The sequence below is a fragment of the Neorhizobium phenanthreniclasticum genome (assembly GCF_040066075.1).
Lineage (GTDB): Bacteria > Pseudomonadota > Alphaproteobacteria > Rhizobiales > Rhizobiaceae > Neorhizobium > Neorhizobium petrolearium.
Window position 1 is genome coordinate 1 of sequence record NZ_JBEAAL010000011.1, and the last position, 22,148, is coordinate 22,148.

Annotated in this window: 22 protein-coding genes; 6 read left to right on the forward strand and 16 right to left on the reverse strand. The window is 62.1% G+C overall.

The window, feature by feature from the left end:
- A partial coding sequence (locus ABK249_RS15545; RefSeq protein WP_348863233.1) for a TCP-1/cpn60 chaperonin family protein occupies positions 1–548 on the forward strand: 548 nt, incomplete at its 5' end.
- Between the two features lie 39 nt (positions 549–587).
- Here ABK249_RS15545 and ABK249_RS15550 read toward each other — a convergent pair.
- On the reverse strand, positions 588–911 hold the full coding sequence (locus tag ABK249_RS15550) for a DUF6665 family protein (protein ID WP_348863384.1): 324 nt from the start codon (positions 909–911) through the stop codon (positions 588–590).
- 230 nt (positions 912–1,141) lie between these two features.
- Here ABK249_RS15550 and osmF point away from each other — a divergent pair, with 230 nt between their 5' ends.
- Genes osmF through ABK249_RS15570 form a run of 4 tightly spaced genes read left to right on the forward strand, consistent with a single transcriptional unit; the run spans position 1,142 to position 4,968 of the window.
- Entirely contained in the window at positions 1,142–2,053 is a 912-nt protein-coding gene (osmF, locus tag ABK249_RS15555) for a glycine betaine ABC transporter substrate-binding protein OsmF (protein WP_348863234.1), read from the forward strand.
- A 28-nt stretch (positions 2,054–2,081) separates the two neighbouring features.
- Positions 2,082–3,293, forward strand: coding sequence for an ABC transporter permease (locus ABK249_RS15560; protein ID WP_348863236.1), 1,212 nt, complete (start codon positions 2,082–2,084; stop codon positions 3,291–3,293).
- Positions 3,290–4,228 (forward strand): ABC transporter ATP-binding protein, encoded by a 939-nt coding sequence (locus ABK249_RS15565; protein WP_227703175.1) that lies wholly within the window; start codon positions 3,290–3,292, stop codon positions 4,226–4,228. Before ABK249_RS15560 ends, ABK249_RS15565 begins: the two co-directional genes overlap by 4 nt.
- Positions 4,225–4,968 (forward strand): ABC transporter permease, encoded by a 744-nt coding sequence (locus tag ABK249_RS15570; RefSeq protein WP_348863238.1) that lies wholly within the window; start codon positions 4,225–4,227, stop codon positions 4,966–4,968. The genes ABK249_RS15565 and ABK249_RS15570 overlap by 4 nt, the downstream gene beginning before the upstream one ends.
- Before the next feature lie 9 nt (positions 4,969–4,977).
- On the opposite strand, the gene ABK249_RS15575 is transcribed toward ABK249_RS15570, so the two are convergent.
- The 10 genes from ABK249_RS15575 to murA form a co-directional block, all read right to left on the reverse strand.
- Positions 4,978–5,898, reverse strand: a complete 921-nt coding sequence (locus ABK249_RS15575; protein WP_348863240.1) for a DMT family transporter — start codon at positions 5,896–5,898, stop codon at positions 4,978–4,980.
- Between the two features lie 45 nt (positions 5,899–5,943).
- Positions 5,944–7,059: an anhydro-N-acetylmuramic acid kinase gene (locus ABK249_RS15580; protein ID WP_348863242.1), complete on the reverse strand. Its 1,116-nt coding sequence runs from the start codon at positions 7,057–7,059 to the stop codon at positions 5,944–5,946.
- A gap of 10 nt (positions 7,060–7,069) precedes the next feature.
- Positions 7,070–8,101, reverse strand: a complete 1,032-nt coding sequence (locus ABK249_RS15585) for a serine hydrolase domain-containing protein (protein ID WP_348863244.1) — start codon at positions 8,099–8,101, stop codon at positions 7,070–7,072.
- 10 nt (positions 8,102–8,111) lie between these two features.
- Entirely contained in the window at positions 8,112–9,851 is a 1,740-nt protein-coding gene (locus ABK249_RS15590) for an ABC transporter ATP-binding protein (protein ID WP_348863246.1), read from the reverse strand.
- Complete coding sequence (locus ABK249_RS15595) at positions 9,848–10,687, reverse strand: ABC transporter permease (RefSeq protein WP_348863248.1); 840 nt, start codon at positions 10,685–10,687, stop codon at positions 9,848–9,850. The genes ABK249_RS15590 and ABK249_RS15595 overlap by 4 nt, the downstream gene beginning before the upstream one ends.
- On the reverse strand, positions 10,687–11,649 hold the full coding sequence (locus ABK249_RS15600; RefSeq protein ID WP_348863250.1) for an ABC transporter permease: 963 nt from the start codon (positions 11,647–11,649) through the stop codon (positions 10,687–10,689). Before ABK249_RS15600 ends, ABK249_RS15595 begins: the two co-directional genes overlap by 1 nt.
- 34 nt (positions 11,650–11,683) lie before the next feature.
- A complete protein-coding gene (locus ABK249_RS15605; RefSeq protein WP_348863252.1) occupies positions 11,684–13,207 on the reverse strand; it encodes an ABC transporter substrate-binding protein in 1,524 nt (507 codons plus the stop codon).
- Positions 13,208–13,280: 73 nt separating this feature from the next.
- Positions 13,281–14,204: an N-acetylmuramic acid 6-phosphate etherase gene (murQ, locus tag ABK249_RS15610; RefSeq protein ID WP_227703166.1), complete on the reverse strand. Its 924-nt coding sequence runs from the start codon at positions 14,202–14,204 to the stop codon at positions 13,281–13,283.
- 180 nt (positions 14,205–14,384) lie between these two features.
- Positions 14,385–15,266 (reverse strand): glucosamine kinase nucleotide-binding domain-containing protein, encoded by an 882-nt coding sequence (locus ABK249_RS15615; protein WP_227703165.1) that lies wholly within the window; start codon positions 15,264–15,266, stop codon positions 14,385–14,387.
- A complete protein-coding gene (gene murA, locus ABK249_RS15620; RefSeq protein ID WP_227703164.1) occupies positions 15,263–16,519 on the reverse strand; it encodes a UDP-N-acetylglucosamine 1-carboxyvinyltransferase in 1,257 nt (418 codons plus the stop codon). Before murA ends, ABK249_RS15615 begins: the two co-directional genes overlap by 4 nt.
- A gap of 233 nt (positions 16,520–16,752) precedes the next feature.
- On the opposite strand from murA, the gene ABK249_RS15625 reads away from it, so the two are divergent.
- Positions 16,753–17,604, forward strand: a complete 852-nt coding sequence (locus tag ABK249_RS15625) for a MurR/RpiR family transcriptional regulator (RefSeq protein WP_037147763.1) — start codon at positions 16,753–16,755, stop codon at positions 17,602–17,604.
- A 110-nt stretch (positions 17,605–17,714) separates the two neighbouring features.
- On the opposite strand, the gene ABK249_RS15630 is transcribed toward ABK249_RS15625, so the two are convergent.
- From ABK249_RS15630 to ABK249_RS15650, 5 genes are all read right to left on the reverse strand, one after another.
- Positions 17,715–18,365, reverse strand: a complete 651-nt coding sequence (locus tag ABK249_RS15630) for a class I SAM-dependent methyltransferase (protein ID WP_227703163.1) — start codon at positions 18,363–18,365, stop codon at positions 17,715–17,717.
- Positions 18,366–18,467: 102 nt separating this feature from the next.
- Entirely contained in the window at positions 18,468–19,088 is a 621-nt protein-coding gene (locus ABK249_RS15635; protein ID WP_348863255.1) for a 2-dehydro-3-deoxy-6-phosphogalactonate aldolase, read from the reverse strand.
- 14 nt (positions 19,089–19,102) lie between these two features.
- Positions 19,103–20,032, reverse strand: coding sequence for a 2-dehydro-3-deoxygalactonokinase (locus ABK249_RS15640; RefSeq protein ID WP_348863257.1), 930 nt, complete (start codon positions 20,030–20,032; stop codon positions 19,103–19,105).
- A gap of 1 nt (position 20,033) precedes the next feature.
- Positions 20,034–20,957 (reverse strand): 2-dehydro-3-deoxygalactonokinase, encoded by a 924-nt coding sequence (locus ABK249_RS15645; RefSeq protein WP_348863258.1) that lies wholly within the window; start codon positions 20,955–20,957, stop codon positions 20,034–20,036.
- A gap of 30 nt (positions 20,958–20,987) precedes the next feature.
- Complete coding sequence (locus tag ABK249_RS15650) at positions 20,988–22,139, reverse strand: mandelate racemase/muconate lactonizing enzyme family protein (RefSeq protein ID WP_348863259.1); 1,152 nt, start codon at positions 22,137–22,139, stop codon at positions 20,988–20,990.
- Positions 22,140–22,148 lie beyond the last annotated feature (9 nt).

Consider the following 22,148-nt stretch of genomic DNA (forward strand, 5'->3'; position numbering starts at 1 on the left):
ACCGCGAAAAGCTGCAGGAACGTCTTGCCAAGCTCGCTGGCGGCGTTGCCGTCATCCGCGTCGGCGGTTCGACGGAAGTCGAGGTGAAGGAACGGAAGGACCGCGTCGATGACGCGTTGCATGCAACTCGCGCCGCCGTCGAGGAAGGCATCCTTCCCGGCGGTGGTGTTGCCTTGCTGCGCGCGATCAAGTCTCTCGACAGTATCAAGACGGCCAATGACGACCAGCGGGTGGGCATCGATATTGTTCGCAGGGCGATCGAGGCACCGGTTCGTCAGATTGCCGAAAACGCAGGCGCCGAAGGTTCCATCGTCGTCGGCAAGCTCAGGGAGAAGACCGAATTCTCCTATGGCTGGAATGCTCAGACCAACGAATATGGCGATCTCTATGCCATGGGGGTCATCGATCCGGTCAAGGTCGTCCGGGCAGCGCTCCAGGACGCCGCGTCCATCGCCGGTCTGCTGGTGACGACCGAAGCCATGATCGCCGAGAAGCCGAGGAAGGAAACTACCGCTCCTGCAATGCCCCCCGGCGGAATGGACTTCTAGGCCATTAAATCGAGGCCCGTCCTTTCCGGCGCCGTTCGCTTACTTGCGGACGGCGCCGAGCCGCGCGAGGACTTCATTCGAGATTCCGTACCTCGAGATGACATCCCTGTTGTTCCGTAGGCCGCAGATTTCCCGCTGGATGAAGAAGGCCCAGACAGCATCTGAGGCCTTGTCGACGAGGGCCTCCCGGTCGATACACGCTGGCTGTTCGGATTTCCAGGCTGCCAGCGCCGCAAGAGCTGCCTCCACCTTGCGCCCATGGCGGCCAAGCGCGTCGGCGCGTTCGGATGCCAGCTCGTATTCCAGCACGTTGAAACCGGTCTCGGGTGATGCTTTAAACGAGTGCGGCGGACGAAAACTCAAGATTGGCCCCTTTTTGTTGGCGGACACTGCCAGCTTCCGGAGCGCGCCGTATCCAGTTTGGGTAACCGCACTTCGGTTTCTGCCGTTCAGCGCATAGTGGAAAAAATCGCTTTTCCCCACGATCCGAAACTCGCAGATTGCCACGTCGACCCTACATAGGGACGACTTGAACTCTTTTCTGTATCTAAATTCGATGCGAGCATAGGCTCGCGATCTGGAGGAAATTTGTCATGTCCCTGAAAAAGCAACTGTTGGGTATTGCCCTTGCGCTTGGTGTTTCGGCCAGCCTGGCTCAGGCGCAGGTTGTCGTTTCCTCGAAGATCGATACGGAAGGCGGTGTGCTCGGCAATATCATCCTTGCCGTGCTGAAGGCCAACAACATCGAGACCACCGATCGTATCCAGCTTGGCGCCACGCCCGTCGTTCGCAAGGCGATTGCGGCTGGCGAGATCGACATCTATCCCGAATATACGGGCAATGGTGCCTTTTTCTTCGAAAAGAGTGACGATCCAGTCTGGAAAGATCCCCAGAAGGCTTATGAAGCGGTCAAGAAGCTGGATTACGATGCCAACAAGATCGTCTGGCTGACGCCGTCTTCGGCCAACAATACCTGGGCGATCGCGATCCGTGAGGATGTCGCCGCGGCCAATAACCTGAAGACCCTCACGGATTTCGGCAAGTATGTTGCAGATGGCGGCAAGATCGTGCTCGCCGCCTCTTCCGAATTCGTCAATTCGGCCGCGGCGCTGCCGGCCTTCCAGACGACCTATGGATTCAAGCTGGAGCCGGAACAGCTCATCACCCTTTCGGGAGGTGATACGGCCGCGACGATCGCGGCGGCGGCGAACCAGACCAACGGCGCGAATGCCGCCATGGTCTATGGCACCGATGGCGGCATTGCGCCGTCCGGCCTTGTGGTCCTCGAAGACGACAAGGGTGTGCAGCCCGTTTACCAGCCGGCGCCGATCATCCGAGAAACGGTGCTGAAGCAGCATCCCGATATCGAGACCCTGCTGAAACCCGTCTTCGAAAAGCTCGACCTGGTCACCCTGCAGGACCTCAATGGCCGCGTGCAGGTGGGTGGCGAGCCCGCCAAGGCGGTTGCCGAGGACTTCCTGAAGAAGAACGGTTTCCTCAAGTAGTTCCTTTTCGGCCGGATTTCGTACCAACATGGGCCGGGCACGGCTCTTATCAGTCGCGAGGCAGGGGAGCGGTTTGAAGATTCGGTTCGACAAGCTCGGCATCGTTATTGCTCTTCTTGTTGCCTATGGAGCATTGGACGCATCCTTCGCGGTGCTCAAGCCCAACCGTATCGTGCAGGGGGAGGCAAAGATGATCCTTGCCGCTCTGCCGGCCTGGGCGGGATGGGGGTTGATTGTCGTATTGTTCCTTGCTGCGGCTGCTTCTCTGTTCCGGACGTCGCCATGGCTCAAGCTGGTTGCCGCGTTTGCGGCGCTTGTGGCCCTGGCGCTTGCGATCGGATCTGCTGCGAGTTTCCTCACACCGGCCGGCAATACCTATGCCCGCGTCTCGCCGGCCTCCGGCTTCTGGCTACTCCTGTTCGCCTTCATGCTTCTGGCGGCCGATGCGATCACGCGACTGAAGCCGCCGCCGTGGATGCGGGTCTTGTTCCTTGTCCTTACGGCCGGTGGCGTTGGCGCCATCCTGTTGTCAGGGAGCTGGAACGGACTATCGATCATGAAGGAGTATGCTGGCCGCACCGATGTCTTCTGGAGCGAGGCTGGCCAGCATGTGAGGCTGGCGCTTGGTTCGCTCGTCGTGGCCGCCGCGGTGGGCCTGCCGCTCGGCATCCTGTGTCACCGGGTGGCCGCTCTTCGGGCCGGCGTGCTCAACACCTTGAACCTTATCCAGACGATACCGTCGATTGCACTGTTCGGCATCCTCATCGGCCCCCTGGCATGGATTGCAGCGACGGTGCCGGGTGCTGCGGAAATCGGCATTCGAGGCATAGGAACCGCGCCGGCCTTCGTCGCGCTCTTTCTCTATTCGCTGCTGCCGGTGGTTGCCAACACGGTCGTCGGGCTTGCCGGCGTGCCGCGCGAGGCCAATGACGCGGCCCGCGGCATCGGCATGACGGATCGGCAGCGGCTCTTCCAGATCGAGTTTCCGCTGTCGCTGCCGGTGATCCTGACCGGCATCCGCATCGTGCTTGTCCAGAATATCGGGCTTGCGACGATTGCGGCGCTGATCGGCGGGGGCGGTTTCGGCGTCTTCGTCTTCCAGGGCATCGGACAGACGGCCATGGACCTCGTGCTGCTCGGCGCTGTGCCGACAGTGGCGCTCGCCTTCGCCGCAGCCGTCATCCTCGATGCGCTGATCGAAATGAATTCCCGCGTTCTGATCGGAGCAAGGTCAGCATGATCGAGATCGATGCCATCACCAAGCTTTATGACGATGTTGCCGTGGTCGATGACGTCTCGATGGTGATCGAACCGCGCACCGTCACGGTCGTGGTGGGCACGTCCGGTTCCGGCAAGACGACGCTTCTGAGGATGATCAACCGCCTCGTGGAGCCGAGTTCGGGTGCAATCCGGCTGGATGGTGAGGACAACCGCTCCATCCCTGGCCATGAACTGCGCCGCCGGATCGGCTACGCCATCCAGGGCCACGGTCTTTTTCCCCATCGCACTGTGGCAGAGAACATCGCGACCGTGCCGGGCCTGCTTGGCTGGGAGAAATCGCGGATCGATGCCAAGGTCGAGGAATTGCTGACGCTCTTCCAGCTTGACCCGAAAATGTTCGGGTCCCGCTATCCGCACGAGCTCTCCGGCGGCCAGCAGCAGCGCGTCGGGGTTGCCCGGGCGCTCGCGGCCGAACCAAATGTCCTCCTGATGGACGAACCCTTCGGGGCGCTCGATCCGATCATCCGCGCCAAGGCGCAGGACGACCTTCTGGCGATCCAGAAACATTTCGGCACGACCATCGTGCTCGTCACGCACGACATGGACGAAGCATTTTATCTGGCGGACAAGATCGCCGTGATGGACAAGGGCAGGGTACTGCAATACGGCCCGCCGGCGGAACTCGTGCGCGCGCCCGCGGCTCCCTTTGTCGAGACGTTGATCGGTGACATCGAGCGGCCGTTCCGGCTGCTGTCGGTCGCCAAGATCGGTGCGGCGGTGGAGCCGGGCGAGGCCGATGGCGAGCCGATTGGCGAGGACCGGACCCAGCAGGAAGCGCTTGCGGATCTGCTCTGGTCCGGCAGGAAGGCTCTGCCCGTCGTCTCCGCAAGCGGTGCGCCGATGGGGCGGGTCACGCTTGACGCCCTTCTGAAATGCGCCGCGAGGCCGCAATGAAAGTCTGGCTTCCGACGATCCTGAGGGGGCTGCTGCTTCTCGTTCTGGTCGCCTTCCTGGTGACGCCGGCAAGCTTCGAACCGCTCCTGAGGCCGTTGGTGCAGCCGAACGCGCCAGCGATCTACAACCAGGGCAGCCTGCTCGATCTCACGCTCCTGCACCTGAGGACCGTCTTCATCGCGACATTGGTGGCGACCGTCATTGCGGTGCTACTTGCGATCCTCGTCACCCGGCCGTTCGGGGCGGAGTTCCTGCAACTTTCCCGTAGCCTCGTGAATATCGGCCAGACCTTTCCGCCGGTTGCGGTGCTGGCGCTCGCCGTGCCCGCGGTCGGATTCGGTGAAAAGCCGACACTGATCGCGCTCTTCCTCTATGGCCTGCTGCCGATCTTCGAGAACACGCTGACGGGGCTCACCAACCTGCCGCGTTCGGTGATGGAAGCGGCACGCGGCGCCGGCATGACCGATTTCCAGCGGCTTCTTCAGATCGAATTGCCGCTGTCCTTGCCTGTCATCGTCGCGGGTATCCGGCTTTCGGTGGTCATCAGCCTTTCCACCGCGACGATCGGCTCGACTGTGGCAGCAAAAACGCTCGGCGAGGTGATCATTGCCGGGCTGCAGTCGAACAACCTTGCTTTCATATTGCAAGGGGGATTGATCGTCGGCGCCCTGGCGGTCCTGATCTATGACGGGCTTTCAGCGGCGGAGGCCATGCTGACGCGTCGGGCGGGCTCCACCTGATCTGCGCGCTTAGCCGTGGCTTGAATCCGTCGGGACGATCGCTTCGGCATCCTGTTTCAGGTTGCCGCGATGGAAAATGAAAAGGCCGGCGAGCACAATGATGCCCGCGCCGATCCAGGTCTGTACGTCAGGCAGATCATCGAAGAACAGCCAGCCGAGCACCACCGCCCAAAGAAGCAGCGTATATTGCAGCGGTGCAAGCACCGAGGCTGGCGCAAGCTTCAGCGAACGGGTGATCAGCAGATGGGCGATGCAGGCAACGATACCGAGCAGCAACAGCGCGAGCAGTTGGCCGAAGTCGAGTGGGCTCCAGTGGCCAATACTCAGAAAAATACCGGCGATTAGCGCCGCGATGGTTTGCCAGGTCACAAGCGTAGCATCCGAGGTCGCGCGCAGCCGGCGGTTCAAGACAAGCGTCAGGGCAAAGGAGAAACTGCCGATCAGTCCAAAGATCGACGGCCAGGACAGCATCGCCGAGGAGGGGCGCAAAGCGATGATAACGCCGACAAAGCCTATGAGAACAGCAAACCAGCGCCGCCAGCCGATCCGCTCTCCGAGCAGGAAATGCGAAAGCGCGGCAACATAGATCGGCCCGGCCATATAGAAGGTCATGACATCGGCAAGCGGCAGATAGACGACAGCGGCATAAAAGAGCGCGAGATCGCCGGTAGCGAAGACGACCCGCATTACCTGGAGTGTTGGACGCTCCACACAATAGAGCGCCGATATCGGCTGGCGGGCGAACATCGGGCCGAGCACGAAGAACGCGCCGAGCGAACGGATGACCAGGACCTGGCCGACCGAGAAGCTTGCAACCAGCCATTTACCCATGGCGTCGTTCAGCGAGAACATAAAATCGCCAAGCAGCATCAGCAGCACGCCGATCAGGATCACGTTGCCGCCGAGGGCGGAAGACACTCTTTTGTCCATGAGATTCGAGTGCTCCTCCGACTTCGATCCTTTGCAAGCTGCGGCTTAGCCGGCCAGCCTGCCTCCTTGCAAGGGTTTTGGCGCCCCGGTGGTCGTCGGGAAGCTGATCGGCAGACCCCGCAGGACACGGACTGCAAGAAATGCGAAGCATTCCGCCTCGACCGCATCGCCGCGCCAGCCGAACTGGTCGGCGGAAACGGCGGTCACGCCCGCGCGGCTTTCGAGCATCGCCATGATCGTCGGGTTGCGGCGGCCGCCGCCGCTGACGATCAGCCGTTTCGGGCGGTGCGGCAAAAGGTCGAGGGCCTTGCCGACGGCGGATGCCGTAAAGGCTGAAAGTGTCGCGGCCCCCGTCGCGTCGTCGAGTCCGTCCGCCATGGCGGCCGTGAAATCGAACCGGTCGAGCGACTTCGGATAAGGTGCCGTGAGATACGGGTGCTCCAGCAGCTTTGCGAGGCGTTCTTCATCCACCTTGCCGGAAGCGCCCAGTGCGCCGTCGCGGTCCATCTCGCCCAAACCGCGCATCTTCATGAAATCGTTGAGCGGCGCGTTGGCCGGGCCGGTGTCGAAGGCAATCACCAGATCCTTGCCGTCCCACCAGGTAATGTTGGCGACACCGCCGAGATTGAGCACGGCCGTATCGCCCGACGTATCCAGACTGCGCAGCAGGGCCGCGTGATAGGCCGCGGCGAGCGGCGCGCCCTGGCCGCCGGCCCGCACATCCGCCGTGCGGAAATCATAGGCGACCTTGGTGCCGAGGATCGAGGCCATGAGTTCCCCATCGCCAAGTTGGCGGGTGGCGCCGATCCGTTCCCTGGTAGGCGCACGGTGCAGCACGCTCTGGCCATGGAACCCGACGATGCCGATATCTGCCATAGTCAGCCCGGCGCTTGTCACAAGGTCTTTGACGGCCTGCGATTGGGCGCGGGTCAGAGCTTCTTCGGCCTTGCTGAAAATCGCTGGCTCCGGACCTTCGAAATTCCAGGCACGGGCCTGTTGCAAGGTCTCTTCGAGCAGCAAACGGATTTCTGGTGGGTAGGGGGCGAGCGTGTAGGCGCCAAAGGTGTCGATCGCTTCGCCGTCGGTCTTTAAGAGCGCGACGTCGATATTGCCATCGAGAACGGTTCCGGTCATCAGGCCTACAGCCCAGATTGGTTCCATGGCAGAATCCTCACGCTTGATTAATGAGATCGCCGACAGTCTGGCGAAGCGCCAGTATGCCGCTATCGGAATGGCGGGTCGGGTGGACGCGATTGGTGAGCAGTGTCCAGGCGCGACCCTTGTCGAAGTCGATCCAGAGGCCGGTGCCGGTGAAGCCTGTATGCCCGATCGTCGCGGGGCTGCAGGCATTGCCGCCCGACCATTCGGGATAGGGGTGCTCCCAACCATGGGTGCGGCGATTGGAGAGGGGCGCGCGCATGAGCGCGATGGCGTTTGCGGAAGCGCCTGTTCCGTTCAACAGGCTCTCGGCAAAATCGAGGACGGAAGAGACGGCGCCGAACAGGCCCGCATGGCCGGAGCCTTGCAGGGCAAAGCAGTTCTCGTCATGCACCTCGCCGCAAAGCACGCGATGCCGGAACTGGCAGTCCTCCGTCGCGGCCGTATTCTCCGGGTTGCCGGACCATGCAAAGCCCTGACCGGGGTCGAGGTTGCGGATCGTCTTGCCTGCCAGCCGCTCCAGCACGAAACCGAGCAGGATGAAGTTGATGTCCGAATAGGCTGGTGGACCGGGCCGCCACTCCCGCTGCAGGACGAAGGTGCGGAGGAGATCGGGATCGCGGCCATAGGTGTAGATCGGCTCGACGCCGGGGAAGGGCGTCTGGTGGCCGATGCATTGGCGGAAGGTCACTTTCCGTTCCCAGGCATCGGCATTGTACTGGCGGAAATCCGGCAGCAGCGCGGTGAGCGGCGCGTCGAGATCGATCACGCCTTCATCGGCAAGTTTCAGGATACGCGGCGTGGTGAAGATCACTTTGGTGAGCGAAGCGAGGTCGAACCAGGTGTCGAGCGTCATTGGCCGGACGACGGGAACGATCTGCGCCGAGCCGACCGCGCGCGTCACGCGGCCGTGTTTCAGGTCAACGATGCCGAGCACGCCGCCCGGGACGCGTTTCTGCGCGACCGACTTTTCCAGCGGCGCGAAGGCACGCTCGAAGGTGGCGATCAGCTTTGCATTGGCTGTTGTACGCATCCGGTTGTCCATGACCATCTCCTCACGCTTCCGCCCGTGCGCTGTGGTCCGGCCCGAAACTGCGCCATTCGGCAGGCGGCGGCTCGAAGCCCGGCGGCCGGACAAGCGAGGGGACTTGGCGCGTGTCGATCTCGAAATGCTGGTTGCGGTGATCGATGCTCGGCACGGCGGAAATCAGCCGCTTTGTATAGGAATGCCTGGGATTTGAAAGCACCGAAGCGGCATCGCCGATCTCGACGATCTCACCGGCATAGAGGACCGCAATCCGATGGGCGATGCGTTCCACCACCGCCATGTCGTGCGAGACGAAGAGATAGGCAAGCCCATATTCGCGCTGGAGATCGACCAGCAATTCGAGAACCTTCGCCTGCACCGAAACGTCGAGCGCCGAGACAGCTTCATCCAGCACCACCACGGAGGGATTGAGCATCAGCGCGCGGGCGATGCAGAGCCGCTGCCGCTGGCCGCCGGAGAACTGGTGCGGATAGCGTTCCAGACTATCCTCCGGCAGGCCGACGCGCTTCAGCAGTGCCTTCATCTTGTCGCGTGTTTCGGCATTGACGCGGCCGCCGGCGGCAATCACCGGTTCGGCGAGGATGCTGTCGATCCGAAGTCGCGGATTGAGCGAGGCATAGGGATTCTGGAACACCATCTGGACGCTCGGATCGGTCGCATCGGCGATGCTGCCCGTGTTGCTCGCGAAGCTGCCGCGGGTCGGCCTGACGAGGCCGAGAATGGCGCGCGCCGTGGTGGACTTGCCCGAACCGCTTTCGCCGACAATCGCCAGCGTCTCGCCGGGCATCAGGTCGAAGCCGACGTTTTCCACCGCGTGGACCGAGCCCGGCGAGCGACTGAGCAGGCCGCCCGTGACCTTGAAGCGCACCGTGAGGCCATCCACCGTCAGGGCAGCGGAACTGGCCTCCTCTCGGTGAAAATCGGAACGGACGGCTCGGCCGGATTCGAAATGCGGCACGGCACTCAAGAGATGCTGCGTATAGGGATGCTGTGGCCGGTCGAGAACATCATTCAGGGAGCCTTGCTCAACCGCTTTGCCAGCCTGCATGACCATGATCTTGTCGGCAATGCCGGCAACGAGACCGATGTCGTGGGTGATGAAGATCATCGCCATGCCGGTCTCGCGCTTCAATTCGCCGAGCAGCGCCATGATTTGCGCCTGCACGGTCACGTCGAGCGCGGTGGTCGGTTCGTCGGCGATCAAGAGGCGCGGATTGCAGGCGAGCGCGGTCGCGATCATGACGCGCTGGAGCATGCCGCCCGAGAGCTGGTTCGGGCAATATTTCAGGCGCCGGGCCGCGTCGGGAATGCGGACCCGGTCGAGCGCGTCCTTGGCGGCGGCCGTCGCCTGCCTACCGGTCAGGCCGTGGTGAAGGCAAAACGATTCCTCGATCTGCGTGCCGATGGTCAGCACGGGATTGAGCGAGGTCATCGGCTCCTGGAAGATCATGCCGATCTCCGAGCCTCTGATCTTTTCGAGCACGGGTTCGCTGGCCTGAGCGAGATCGAAGACGCTGCCGTCACGCCGTCTGAGGTTGATCGAGCCGTCGATGATGCGGCCGCCTCCGAAATCGACGAGACGGTTGATGGAAAGGGCCGTCACCGATTTGCCCGAGCCGCTTTCGCCGACGATCGCCAGCGTTTCTCCGGCATCTAGGTTGAAGCTGACGCCCTTGACGATTTCGTTTTTCATCGGGTCCCGCCCGAAGCCGACGCGCAAGGCCGAGACGGAGAGAAGCGGTGTCATGCAGGCCTGCTCCGCGTCTTGGGGTCGAGGATGTCGCGCAGCGCGTCGCCGAGCAGGTTGAAGCCGAGAATGCTCACCATGATCGCCAGCGCCGGGAAGATCAGCAGCCAGGGGGCCGTCTCCATGAGGTTGCGGCTGTCGGCCAGCATCAGGCCGAGCGAGGAGGCGGGCGGCTGGGTGCCGAGACCGAGGAAGGACAGGCCGGCTTCCGTCAGCAGCGACCAGGCGAGCGCCAGCGTGACTTGCACTGTCAGTGGCGCGACGAGGTTCAGGAGAAGGTGGCGGGTCAGGATATAGTATCGGCTCGAGCCGAAGGTGCGGGCGGCATCGACGAATTCGCGCGACTTGATGGAGAGCGCCGGGCCACGCACCACGCGGGTAAAGATCGGCGTATAGACGATCGCGATCGCCGCGATGCTCGTCCAGGTGCCGGGGCCGACGATAGCGATGATCAGGAGCGCCAGCAGAATCGCCGGAAAGGCGAGCAGCACGTCCATGACGCGCATGACGAGACCATCCCAGGCCTTGCCGAACCAGGCTGCGGTAAGGCCGAGCACGGAGCCGGCAAGCGTCGCAAGCGTCACCGAGCAGAAACCGACGAGGAAGGACTGGCCGACGCCTTTCATCAGCCGGCTCGCGACGTCGCGGCCGAAGAGGTCGGTACCCATCCAGTAGACCGCGTTCGGTGCATGCAGCCGGTCGATGCGGAATTGCTGCAGGGGATTGTGCGGAGTGACATCGAACATGCCGAGCAGTGCGACGACGATGTACATCACCACGATGGTGCCGCCGATCCTGCCGCTTGCATGAGAGAATATTGCACGCAGCATCGCCATCAGCCGCCTTCTCCGAGACGGATGCGGGGATCGAGCGTGGCATAAAGAAGATCGACGAGCAGATTGATCACCATGAAATTGAAGGCAATGAAGAGCACACAGCCCTGAACCAGCGCGTAGTCTCGCTGCAGAATCGCGTCGAGAACGAGGCGACCGAGGCCGGGCAGGGCATAGATCTGTTCGACAAGCACGGCGCCGCCGAGCAGGTAGCCGAATTCGACGCCACTCAGCGTGACGACCGGGATCAGGGCGTTCGGCAGTGCATGGCGCCAGATGACGCTGCGCTTCGGCACGCCCTTGCTGCGGGCCGTGCGCACATAGTCGTCGCTCAGCACATCCAGCATGGCTGAACGGGAAATGCGGGTGACGGAGGCCGCGAAGGCAAAACCGAGCGTCACGGCCGGCAGGATCATCTGGCCGAGATTGCGCAGCGGATCCGTCAAAAGCGGTGTGAACTCTCCCATGGTCGGCAGGATGCCGAAACCGGCCGACAGCGCATAGATGATCAACAGGCCGACCACGAAATTGGGTGTCGACTGGCCGATCATAGCGAAGATGCGAACGCCGAGATCGGACAGCTTCTCATTGCGAGTGGCTGCGAACACGCCAGCCGGCAGGCCGACGGCCAACGCGATGCACATGGACATCAAGGCGAGCTGCAGCGTCAGTGGAAAACGCTCCAGGATGACGCCGAGCACTGGCTTGCCATAGGTGACGGAAATGCCGAGATCGCCCTGAAAGACGCCGAGCAGCCAGTGCCAATATTGCACCAGGATCGGCTGATCGATACCGAAATAGCTCGCCAGGGCGTCTCTTTGAGCCGGTGTGAGAAGGCCGGCCTCCGTGCCAAGCATGGCGGTGATCGCATCGCCCGGCACCAGACGGATCGCCACGAAGACGAGGATGGAAACTCCCAGCATGACGAGCGGAAAGGTAAGCAGCCGTCGCGTCAGGTAACTCATGGGTGGACCAACCTCGTATTCGTCGTTGCAGGCATCAGGGCTGGATGCTGACCTTGCTCAGGCCGAACAGCGAGCCCTCCGGCGTCGGAACAAAGCCCTGAACGTTCTTCTGTTGCGCCGTATAGCTGTAGGACGTGTAGAGCCAGACCCAGGGCGAGACCTCAACGAGGTGCTTCTCAAATTCTGCGAAGATTGCCTTGCGCTTGGCGGGATCGGTTTCCTCGCGTCCTTTCTGCATCAGGCTGTCCAGCGTGTCATCGATATAGTTGGCGACTTTCTGCAGATTGCCGGCCCTGGTCCAGTAGCGGTTGTACATGGAGTAGGGATCGGCACGCCCGCCGTTCAGAGCGACGGCCATATCGAAATCGCCCTTCAGCCAGGCGTCGACATAGACGTTCAGTTCCATCATCTTGATGTCGAGTTTGACGCCGATCTCTGCGAGCTGCGACTGGATGACCTGCGCTTCGGCAGCCGCCGTCGCGGGTTCGCCATTGGCGGCGATGACGGTTGCCGAGAAGCCCTCCGCAAAACCCGCGTCGGCCATCAGCTTCTTGGCCTTTTCAACGTCGCGCTTGTAGCAGAAGAGCTGGCTGGCGTCGGTCGTGTAGCCCGGCATGGTCAGCGGGCCGGTCACTTTGCCTTCGCCGACGGAGGCCGTGTCGAGGACGTCCTGGCGGTCGATCGCGCAGGAAATTGCCTGCCGGACGGCAAGTTCGTTCATCGGCTTGCGGGACGGGTTCAGTTGGAGAACGTGATAGGCCAGCACCGGGGTGCGGTTGAGCGTCAGGTTTGCTTCCTTCGGCACGAGGGTGGCGACAAGCGGATCGTTCAGAAGCGCGAAATCGATCTGCTTGGTGCGCAGGGAAGCAAGAATTGCCGTTTCGTCCGGCAGGACGCTGATGTCGATGCCGTCGACTGCCACTTTCCCGCCGGCCCAATCCTTGTTGGCGGTGAGCATTTCCTTGGAGTTGGGGTCCCACTTTTCCAGCTTGAAGGGGCCGGAACCGAGCGCTTTCGTGCCGATCGAACCGGCAGCGATCTCGGCTGCAGGAACGATGGCCGCGTTGATGCTGGCCATTGCGGTCAGAAGCGGCACATCCGGCTGCGAGAGCTTGAAGACGACCGTCTTGTCATCGGGCGTCTCAATGCTGGCGATGGACCGGAAGTTGGCGCGTGCCGCGGCGGCCGTTTTCTCGTCGAGGACACGCTCGAAGGAAGCCTTCACATCCGCGGGGGTGACCGGTTTGCCGTCCTGGAATTTGGCATTCGGGTCGAGCTTGAAGGTCAGTTCCTTGCCGTCGGCGGAAAACTGCCACGAGGCTGCAACCGCAGGAACGAGCTGCAGATCCTTGTCGAAGCGCACCAGCGGCTCGTAGATCAGTTCAAGCAGGCGGATCGAAGAAAATGCAGTCTGCTTGTGCGGATCGAGACCCGTCGCGTCCTGCGACCAGGCCATGCGCAGTGTGGCCGCCGAAGCAGGAGTGGTTACGATCGCGGTCCCCAGTGCCGCGGCGAGTGCCAGGCCGGAAACCAGTCTTGTCGAAAAAATCCTTCCCATTTCCATTCTCCCTCTCGAGATTGTTGCCTTCCGCCGATCCGCTGCAAGCGACCGCGGCCTTCATTCAGCAGCTTTACGCTGTCTTCCCATTTATTGCTTTCCGAAGGAAGCCTCCGGCATTGTTAAGCGCTGTGCGAGCCGCATCGACATCCATTCCCGTAAGCTGGATCAGGATCGCCAGCTTGACGTCATTGCCGGTCAGGTCGAGGACGCGCCGCGCCTCTTCCGGTTCACAGCCGGTCGCCTGCATGACGATACGCGCGGCGCGCGCGACGAGCTTCTGGTTGCTCGCGTGCACATCGACCATCAGGTTCTGGTAGGTCTTGCCGATGCGGATCATGCTCGCCGTCGTCAGCATGTTGAGCACGAGCTTCTGCGCCGTGCCGGATTTCAGCCGCGTGGAGCCGGTCAGGATTTCAGGCCCGACCACCGGCGAGATGGCGATATCGGCGATTGCCGCGATCACCGACACCGGATTGCAGGACAGGGCAACGGTCTTGGCTCCAATTTCCCTGGCGTAGTTCAAGGCACCGATGACATAGGGGGTACGACCGCTCACAGCGATGCCGACCACGACGTCGTCCGCAGTCAGCCCGATGTCGACAAGGTCCTGACGGCCCTGATCGGGGTCATCTTCTGCTCCTTCGACGGCGTGCTGAAGGGCATGCGTGCCGCCGGCAATCAGGCCGACGACCATGCCCTCCGGCACGCTGAAAGTTGGCGGGCATTCCGATGCATCGAGGACGCCCAGACGTCCGCTGGTGCCGGCTCCGATATAGACGAGCCGCGCGCCCTTCTGGAACGCCTTGACGATCTCATCCACGGCCTCGGCAATCTCGGGGACTACTTTTTCGACTGCGGCAGGGACGCCCTTGTCTTCCTCGTTGATCTCCCGAAGCACGTCGATCGTCGGCAGGAGATCGATATCCATGGAACGGGGGTTGCGGCCTTCCGAAACGAGTCTCTCCAGTTCGGATATCAGTCGTGCGTCCGTCATGACCCTGCTTTCGAGATCCGGCCGAGGTTTTGCATTCCGCAATATCTGCGTCCTGCCGTCTCCTCGTCGCCCTTCGTTACGTTTCGTAAACGGTTAGGATTATCCATTCCTGGAGTCAATCGAAGAATGGAATATATTATTCCATTCTGGGCGATAAATTTCAGATCGACAATGGATCGCTCAGAGCGCTTCGGCGGCCTTGCGGGCGAGGATGATGGCGCCTGATACGGCATCGCCATCGGCGGGCTTCAGGCGGCGGCGGACGTCGGGCGCCAGCCAGGGTTCGAGCGGGGTCGAAAGGCCGCCAAGCAAGGTCACGCGCGGGGCACCGAGATCGAAGAGGGTGCGTACCAGCGTGTCGATCTGTTCCGCCGCACTCTGGACGATCCGGCGGCCGACGGAATCCCCCTGGTCCGCATGGCGCATGACCATGGGCGCGAGTGCTGCATAGTCCGTCGCGGTGGCGCGATCCATCCAGGCAACGGCCTCCATGGGATCGTCATGGAAGCGTTGCATGATCTCCGTCAGAAGGGCAGTCTTCTCTATCCGACCGTCATTGGCACGAAGCGCAAGCTGGATTGCCTTCAGTCCCAGATCCGCGCCGCTACCCTCGTCGGAGATCGGAAAGCCGTAGCCGCCGATGCGCAGGTTGCGCCCTTCCACAAAGCCCAGGCCGATCGAGCCGGTACCGGCGATCACGATCGCGCCGTCGCGGCCCGAATGCGCGCCGAGGCAGGCGCTCATGCCGTCGTTGACGAAATCCAGACTGGCGAAGGGGTGAGGGATCGCCTTCAGGGCCTCGAATACATCCCTGCGGCTCGCTCCCGCCAGGCCTATGCCGACATGGGTATAGGCGATCTCATCCTGGCCGAACCCGGCCTCATCAAGGGCGGCGTTGAAGGCGCGAGATATCGATGCCCAGGCTTCCTCGATGCCGAGCCGCGTGGTGGCGGGGCCTGAGAGACCTTGACCCAAAACCGCGCCGGAACCGTCCTCGACGCGGGCTCGGCAGCCGGTGCCGCCGCCGTCGACTCCCAGGAAATAGTGCGGAGTACCCGTCATTCGCTCAGCCGCTCGATGTCGGCGCCGCAAAGGCGGAGTTTGCGATCGAGCTGTTCGTAACCACGATCGAGATGATAAACGCGGTTGACGACGGTTTCCCCCTTGGACACGAGCCCAGCGAGAACGAGAGAAACGGAGGCGCGCAGGTCTGTCGCCATGACCTGGGCACCTTTCAGCGGTGCGCCACCGCGCACCAGCGCCGTCGTGCCCTGCAGTGCTATATTGGCGCCAAGCCGCATCAGTTCAGGCACGTGCATGAACCGGCTTTCGAACACGGTTTCGCGGATCAGCGAAGCGCCTTCCGCGCAGGCAGCCAACGCCATGAATTGTGCCTGCAGGTCGGTCGGGAAGCCCGGATAGGGTTCCGTGGTGATGTCGGTCGCTCTCAAAGGTCCGTCGCGCGAGACGACGAGACCGCGGTCGCTCGGCCAGACGCTGACGCCCATGGCCTCCAGCACCTGCACGACCGAGGCCATGTTCTCCAGCCGGGCGTTGATGAGCTCCAGCATGCCGCCGGTGATTGCTGCCGCCACCGCATAGGTGCCCGCTTCGATGCGATCCGGGATGCTGTGATGCTTAGCTGGCTGCCAGCTCGTCGAGCCTTCGACGAGTATGCGATGAGTGCCGGCACCCTCAATACGTGCACCCATGGCGATGAGACAGGCGGCGAGGTCGGCGACTTCCGGCTCCCGCGCGGCATTCAGGATCTCCGTTTCACCCTTTGCAGAGGTCGCCGCCATCATTGCGGTTTCGGTGGCGCCGACGGAAGGCGAGGCGAGCACGATGCGCGCTCCCTTGAGCCCGCCTGGTGCCGAAGCGACGATCAAGCCGCTTTCTACGTCGATATCCGCACCGAGCGCTGCCAGTGCCTTGATATGCATGTCGACTGGCCGAGCGCCGATGGCGCAGCCGCCCGGCATCGACACGCGAGCATGGCCGAAGCGGGCGAGTAACGGCGCAAGGACGAGCACAGTGGCTCGCATCTTGCGCACGGTATCGTAGGAGGTCTCCTTCGAGACAATTGCCTTCGGGTCGATAATAGTGGAATGGGGGGATCGGGTTATCTCGGCGCCATGCAGGCTGACGACGCCCAGCATGTTTTCCACGTCGCTCACCAAAGGAAGGTTGGTAAGTTCAACGGGATAGGGGCTGAGCAAGGTGGCCGCTATCTGCGGCAACGCGGCATTCTTGGCACCCGCAATGCTGACGGCGCCTTCCAGTCGATGCCCCCCCACAATCCGCAATCTGTCCATGACGAAACCTGCCGAAAAGGCGCGTAGAGCCTGAGTGATCCTATCCAGTTTCCGAAACTAAACCTCCGGGCGCTTCTGTCAATCATTTGGAATTTTTTATTCCCAAGTATGATGTAATCTGTGGTAATTCATGATGCCGTCGGTGGCAGAAAGGGTGTTGCAGCGGGATGCTGCGGTGTTATCTTTCGCGGCCTGATGGACAGGGTCGGTATCGCGAGGCTTCCGAAGAACGCATGTCAATCTTAAAGAAGATCAACGCGCAGCTTGATGCCATGGCGCCGGCAGACCGGCAGATCGGCCAGTTCATTCTCGACAATCCGGACCAGATGCTGAGGCTCTCTTCCGCAGCACTTGCCGCCGAGACCGGCCGCAGCCAGTCGAGCGTGGTGAAGTTCAGCCAGAAGCTGGGTTTTGCCGGATATCAGGAGCTGAAGCTCGCCGTCAGCGAGGCAAAGGCCCAGGAATGGCATGCGCCGCCCGGCATGATCCACGGCACGATCGAGGTCGGCGACAGCTATCTCACCATCCTGCAGAAGTTGATTGGCAGCAAGATGCTGTCGATGCAGCAGACACTCGCCGTCAACAGCGAGCCGGAGATCGAGCGGGCATTGACGGCACTCGACAAGGCGCGTCGCATCCATATGGCGGGCGTTGGCGCATCCTCGCTGGTTGCGCGCGATTTCTCCTATAAGCTGATGAAGCTCGGCCGCAACGTGTTGCATGACAGCGATAGTCACGTGCAGATGGCCAATGCCTCAACGCTCGGCAAGGAAGATGTGCTCTTCGCGCTCTCCTATTCGGGCACGAGCATCGAGACGTTGCGGATCGCCGAACTGGCGAGAGAGCGGGGAGCGACCGTCATCGCGGTCACCGGTCTCGACGGCGGCCCGCTCACGCAGGTGGCCAATATCCGGCTCTATACCGTCGCGGACGAGGAGCGCGTCCGCTCGTCGTCGATCACAGTGCGCGACGCGCAACTCATGCTGACGGACCTTCTATTCATCCTGCTCGTCCAGCGTCAGCCGGATGCCAACGAATATGTCCACAACAGCGAACTCGCGGTCTCGGTTCTGAAGGCTCGGTAACGGTTCTTAAAGCGGGTCGCAATCTTTCAGATTCGCTTGAGCCGCTTTAAGCTCTTGTTTTCATGCATGTCTTTATCGCAAAACCGCTGCACACTTTTGCGCGACATGCTTTAGGCGGTGAGTCGATGCTTCACGCGCATGACCTTGAAGAAGCCGTTCGGGAAGACGCGACGGATTTCCGCCACTTCGAAATCGCCACGGCGTTCAGCCCATTCGCAAATCCGGCCAATGCGGAAGGCAGAGCTCCAGCCGACCCGGTGAACGAGCGGAGCAACCGCTTCCTCGATCGCTCCTTGAAGGCCGCGTCCGTCGCCGAGCTTGCTGGCGATAATGATCTCTCCGCCGGGCCTCAGCACGCGGGCGCACTCATCGAGCGCCCGTTCCGGATCCGGGATCAGCGTGATGACGAAAGGCAGGCAGACGACATCGAAGGACTGGTCCGCAAACTGCAGCCGGTGCGCGTCCATCACATGCAATGCGCGGACATGGAAGAGCCGGCGACGGGCAACCTTTTCGCGTGCCTTGGCGATCATGTGTTCGGACAGATCGATGCCGGTGACGTTGCACTGTTGCGGATAGTAGGACAGGGCAAGTCCGGTGCCGACGCCCACTTCGAGAATATCGCGTCCGGCTTCGCCCGCAAGTTTTGCGACCGTTCGATGTCCGTCCCTCAATAGCCCTCGATAGACCCGGTCATAAACCGGAGCCCAACGTTCATACACTTTCTGCTGATGTTCGGCACTGTTGCGGATTTCACCCAAGATCGTCCCCTCCCGATAGTCCCGATTTCGAGTAAACTCAGGAGGAAGACGATAGTTCCTCTCCGTGGATGGGGCCCGCGCTGGCATCCGCGACTGTCTGCATCATTCGGCGCGCATGGCCTCAATGAATTTTCTCGCCTTTTCTGCGACGGATGCGATGTCTGTACCGGGTTTGTAAAGGGACGATCCGATGCCGAAACCGGCCGCACCTGCCTGAACGTAGGCGGGCATGTTTTCCGGCGTCACGCCGCCGACGGCAAGCACGGGAATCTCTTTTGGCAGCACGGCCTTCCAGGCCTTGATGATCAGCGGCGGGATCGCTTCAGCCGGGAAGGCCTTGATGCCGGTGGCACCGGCTTCGATCGCAGCGAAGGCTTCGGTCGGCGTTGCTACGCCAGGGAGGCTTACCATGCCGGCCGCGCGCGCGGCCTTGATGACGGCCGGGTTCGCGTTCGGAGAGATGATCACCTTCGCACCGGTTGCTGCGACATCAGTAACCTGAGTGGGGGTCAATACCGTGCCGGCACCGATCAGCGCCTTGTCGCCGAAACGCTTGACGAGCCTTTCGATGCTCTTCAGCGGTTCGGGAGAGTTGAGCGGCACTTCGATGATCCGCCAACCGGCCTCGATCAGGACTTCGCCGATGCTTTCAGCCTCTTCCGGCTTGATGCCGCGCAGGATGGCAACGAGATTGCAGGCCTTGAGCGCCTCTTCGAAGGTCATGTCGGGACTCCTTGTCACTTGGCGGCTTCGGCCGCAATCAGCAGGATACCGCGCTTGGCGGCATTATCGGGGCCAGGTTCGACGGTGAGATCGAAGAGCGGCGCGACGCGGCCGTAACGACTGTTCAACACATTGTTGCCGACGATGCCGATCGTCTCGCCGGCCTTGAACCAGCCGGCGGCGCGGGCCTGGCGGAACTCCGAGCCGATGATAAGGCCGGAGACGTAATCGAGAATGTTTTCGGGCTTCAGCCTACCGTCGAGGACGCCGGTGCGGGCGCTGAAGATCGCCGAGAGGAAGGCGTCGGCAGCAGCACTGTTGCTCGCTGCGAATTCCACGCCGCGCCCGAAGCTCTGCCAGTCGGGCTCAGCGCCGGGCACGGGATCCTGCGCCTTGGCAATGAAGGAGTGCTTTGTCAGCAATGCGAAGACCTCGCCGGTCGCATAGGTCTGGAAACTGTCGATACGGCCCGCCTTGATCCGCGCCCATTTGCTGTGAGTGCCTGGAAGCACGAGCGTCCGATCGCGATCTAGGCCGAAACCGACGATCTGGGTTTCCTCGCCGCGCATGACATCCGGAAAAGGCTTCGCCGCCGGATCGCGCATCCCCGGTAGAAAGGTGATGACAGCGCCGTTCTGCAATGTCAGCTTGCGCGTGCCAGCGGCGAGTTCGGCGACGCCGCCCGGCGTGTCGACATAGGGCACCTCGACCCAGCCGTTGCGGCTGGTGATCATGCCGGTTGCCAGTACCGGCAACGGGCCGTGGGCGGAGAACCATTCGCCGACCGCCTGCATCAGCGCCGCCTCGAATGCGCCGTCTTTGACGAACTGGATGCCGCCATTCGACGATTCCCGAGTATCGAGCGTTTCACCGGTTTCCGAGACCAGCATGGCGCGCAGCGAACTCGTTCCCCAATCGAGGATGATCGAGGTCGGTGTAGGCATATCAGATTCCTCCGGAAGCGATTTTCGCCTCCTCGATAGCCTGTGCCGCATCACCCTGTCGAGAGGCGACGCGGCGAAAACCGGCAGCAATGTCGGGTGTTACGAGAGTCGCTTCAGCATCGAAAAGTTCAAGTGCGGTCTTATAGCGTCCGGCGAGCGGCGTGTGGCCGACAATGCTGATCTTTCCGGATTCGTCTTCGCCCAGCGCTTCGGCGATTTCCGCGCCGATCATGAGGCCTGCGAGGTAGTCTGCGATCTCTTCAGGTCCAAGCTCGTCGAAGAGCACGAGGCTGCGGGCAGAAAAGATACGAGCGAGAATACGGCCGGGTAGGGCGCCTTGTTCACAGGCGGTCTGAACGCCGCGACGGAAGGCGTCCGGCCGTTCCTCATAGGTCGCAGGGATGAGCCGCGAGACGAGCGAATCCTTTTTCAGCAGATCAAGGATTTCGCCGGACATATAGGTCGTAATTGCGCTGATATGGCCGCCTTCCATCGTCACCCATTTGGCATGCGGGCCTGGCAGCACGAAGAGGCCGTCCGTTTCCGTGAGCCCGAAGAGCGATATTTCCTCGCCGCGCATGACGTCGGGCAGGGGTTTCGTCTGGGCGATGCCGGGCAGAAAGACGAGCGGCGGCAGGCCCTCCACGTGATGTGTGACGGCCTGAACGGAGAGATCGGCAGGCCCGACCGGAACCGGTGCGAAGGGGCTTTCGATCCAGCCGTTGCGGCTGGTGACCATACCCGAAAACAGGATCATTTCCGCCTTTTCGACCCAGTCGCCGAGTTCTTCACGGAGTGCCGCTTCGAAAGCGCCGTTTTTAACCCTGTTCGTACCGCGCGCGCTCTTCTTTTCGCCGAGCACGGTCTTGTCGTTGAGAAGCAGCGCGCGAAAGGCGGCGGAAGTCCATTCGATGGCAATATACATGGGGGAATGATCCTATAGGCGAGCTTGAGGTCAGTAGGCGGGTTTCACCGGGAACCAGTCCCTGCGTTCCGTATCGAGGTAGGCGCCGGCAATACCGGTGACACGGTATTTTTCGAGCTCACCGACATCCACTTCGACGCCGAGCCCTGGACCTTCCGGTACCTGAAAGCGACCATTCTTCAAGGCCGGGGGATTGGGGGAGATATCCCCGCCGAGATAGGCGCGTTCCGTGTCGATGGCGATCGACATATTCGGCAGCGAGGCGGCTAAATGGATATAGGCCGATTGGGAGAGCGCGAGTTCGGCGCCGGAATGCAGCGTCACAGGGACGCCGACCGATTCACAGATTGCCGCCGCCTTGATCGTCTGCCAGAGGCCGCCCGCCTCGTGCGGGTCGAGCAGTACCACATCGGCCGCGTTCGCCCGGACGATGTTGCCGACATCGGAGAGCGTATAGGCGCTCTCATCCAGCGCAATCGGCACGGCAGATCGGGCCACCAGTGCCGCATGGCCGGCGAGGTCGTCGAGTTCCAGCGGCTGTTCCACATAGGCGGGATCGAAGGCCTTCAGTTTTTCAAGCTGGCGCTTGGCGGTCGCGGGATTCCAGGCGCCGTTGACGTCGAGCCGCAGCGGATGGTCGCCGATCACCCTTCGCGCGGTTTCCGCGAGTGTGATGTCGCTTTTCTCGTCGAAGCCAATCTTCACCTTGAAGGTCGTATAGCCGAGATCGAGGAAGCGCTTCAGCCGTTCCGACAGGCCTTGCGGGTCGTTGGTGAAGAGATAGGCCGCAGCCTCGACATCCTGGCGCCAGCGACCGCCCCATAGGGCATACAGGGGAAGACCGGCCTGCTTGCCGAGCGCATCCCACATGGCCATTTCCATGGCGCAGATCGCCATCACTGCCGCACGCTTGTGGTGATAGAATCCGGCGCCCAGCACATGCCGGTGGAATCGCTCGGCATCGGCGATCGGATAGCCGATTGCCAGGGGCGCGACGATATCGGCGAAAACGGCTGGCACATTGGCTATCAGCGAAATCGTTTCACCCCAGCCGATGATCCCTGTGTCTGTCTCGATTCGGCAGATCAACCGGGTCGTGCCGATCCGCCGGCCCGAACCCCAGAGGATATCCTCGGTGAAAGGCATACGGACCAGCCAATGGTCCACTTTGGTAATACGCACAATATCCTC

Excerpts from the sequence above, each read along its gene's own strand:
- osmF (WP_348863234.1), top strand. The coding sequence starts at position 1,142 with ATGTCCCTGAAAAAGCAACTGTTGGGTATTGCCCTTGCGCTTGGTGTT.
- ABK249_RS15560 (WP_348863236.1), top strand. The coding sequence starts at position 2,082 with ATGGGCCGGGCACGGCTCTTATCAGTCGCGAGGCAGGGGAGCGGTTTG.
- ABK249_RS15565 (WP_227703175.1), top strand. The coding sequence starts at position 3,290 with ATGATCGAGATCGATGCCATCACCAAGCTTTATGACGATGTTGCCGTG.
- ABK249_RS15570 (WP_348863238.1), top strand. The coding sequence starts at position 4,225 with ATGAAAGTCTGGCTTCCGACGATCCTGAGGGGGCTGCTGCTTCTCGTT.
- ABK249_RS15575 (WP_348863240.1), bottom strand. The coding sequence starts at position 5,898 with ATGGACAAAAGAGTGTCTTCCGCCCTCGGCGGCAACGTGATCCTGATC.
- ABK249_RS15580 (WP_348863242.1), bottom strand. The coding sequence starts at position 7,059 with ATGGAACCAATCTGGGCTGTAGGCCTGATGACCGGAACCGTTCTCGAT.
- ABK249_RS15585 (WP_348863244.1), bottom strand. The coding sequence starts at position 8,101 with ATGGACAACCGGATGCGTACAACAGCCAATGCAAAGCTGATCGCCACC.
- ABK249_RS15590 (WP_348863246.1), bottom strand. The coding sequence starts at position 9,851 with ATGACACCGCTTCTCTCCGTCTCGGCCTTGCGCGTCGGCTTCGGGCGG.
- ABK249_RS15595 (WP_348863248.1), bottom strand. The coding sequence starts at position 10,687 with ATGGCGATGCTGCGTGCAATATTCTCTCATGCAAGCGGCAGGATCGGC.
- ABK249_RS15600 (WP_348863250.1), bottom strand. The coding sequence starts at position 11,649 with ATGAGTTACCTGACGCGACGGCTGCTTACCTTTCCGCTCGTCATGCTG.
- ABK249_RS15605 (WP_348863252.1), bottom strand. The coding sequence starts at position 13,207 with ATGGGAAGGATTTTTTCGACAAGACTGGTTTCCGGCCTGGCACTCGCC.
- murQ (WP_227703166.1), bottom strand. The coding sequence starts at position 14,204 with ATGACGGACGCACGACTGATATCCGAACTGGAGAGACTCGTTTCGGAA.
- ABK249_RS15615 (WP_227703165.1), bottom strand. The coding sequence starts at position 15,266 with ATGACGGGTACTCCGCACTATTTCCTGGGAGTCGACGGCGGCGGCACC.
- murA (WP_227703164.1), bottom strand. The coding sequence starts at position 16,519 with ATGGACAGATTGCGGATTGTGGGGGGGCATCGACTGGAAGGCGCCGTC.
- ABK249_RS15625 (WP_037147763.1), top strand. The coding sequence starts at position 16,753 with ATGTCAATCTTAAAGAAGATCAACGCGCAGCTTGATGCCATGGCGCCG.
- ABK249_RS15635 (WP_348863255.1), bottom strand. The coding sequence starts at position 19,088 with ATGACCTTCGAAGAGGCGCTCAAGGCCTGCAATCTCGTTGCCATCCTG.
- ABK249_RS15640 (WP_348863257.1), bottom strand. The coding sequence starts at position 20,032 with ATGCCTACACCGACCTCGATCATCCTCGATTGGGGAACGAGTTCGCTG.
- ABK249_RS15645 (WP_348863258.1), bottom strand. The coding sequence starts at position 20,957 with ATGTATATTGCCATCGAATGGACTTCCGCCGCCTTTCGCGCGCTGCTT.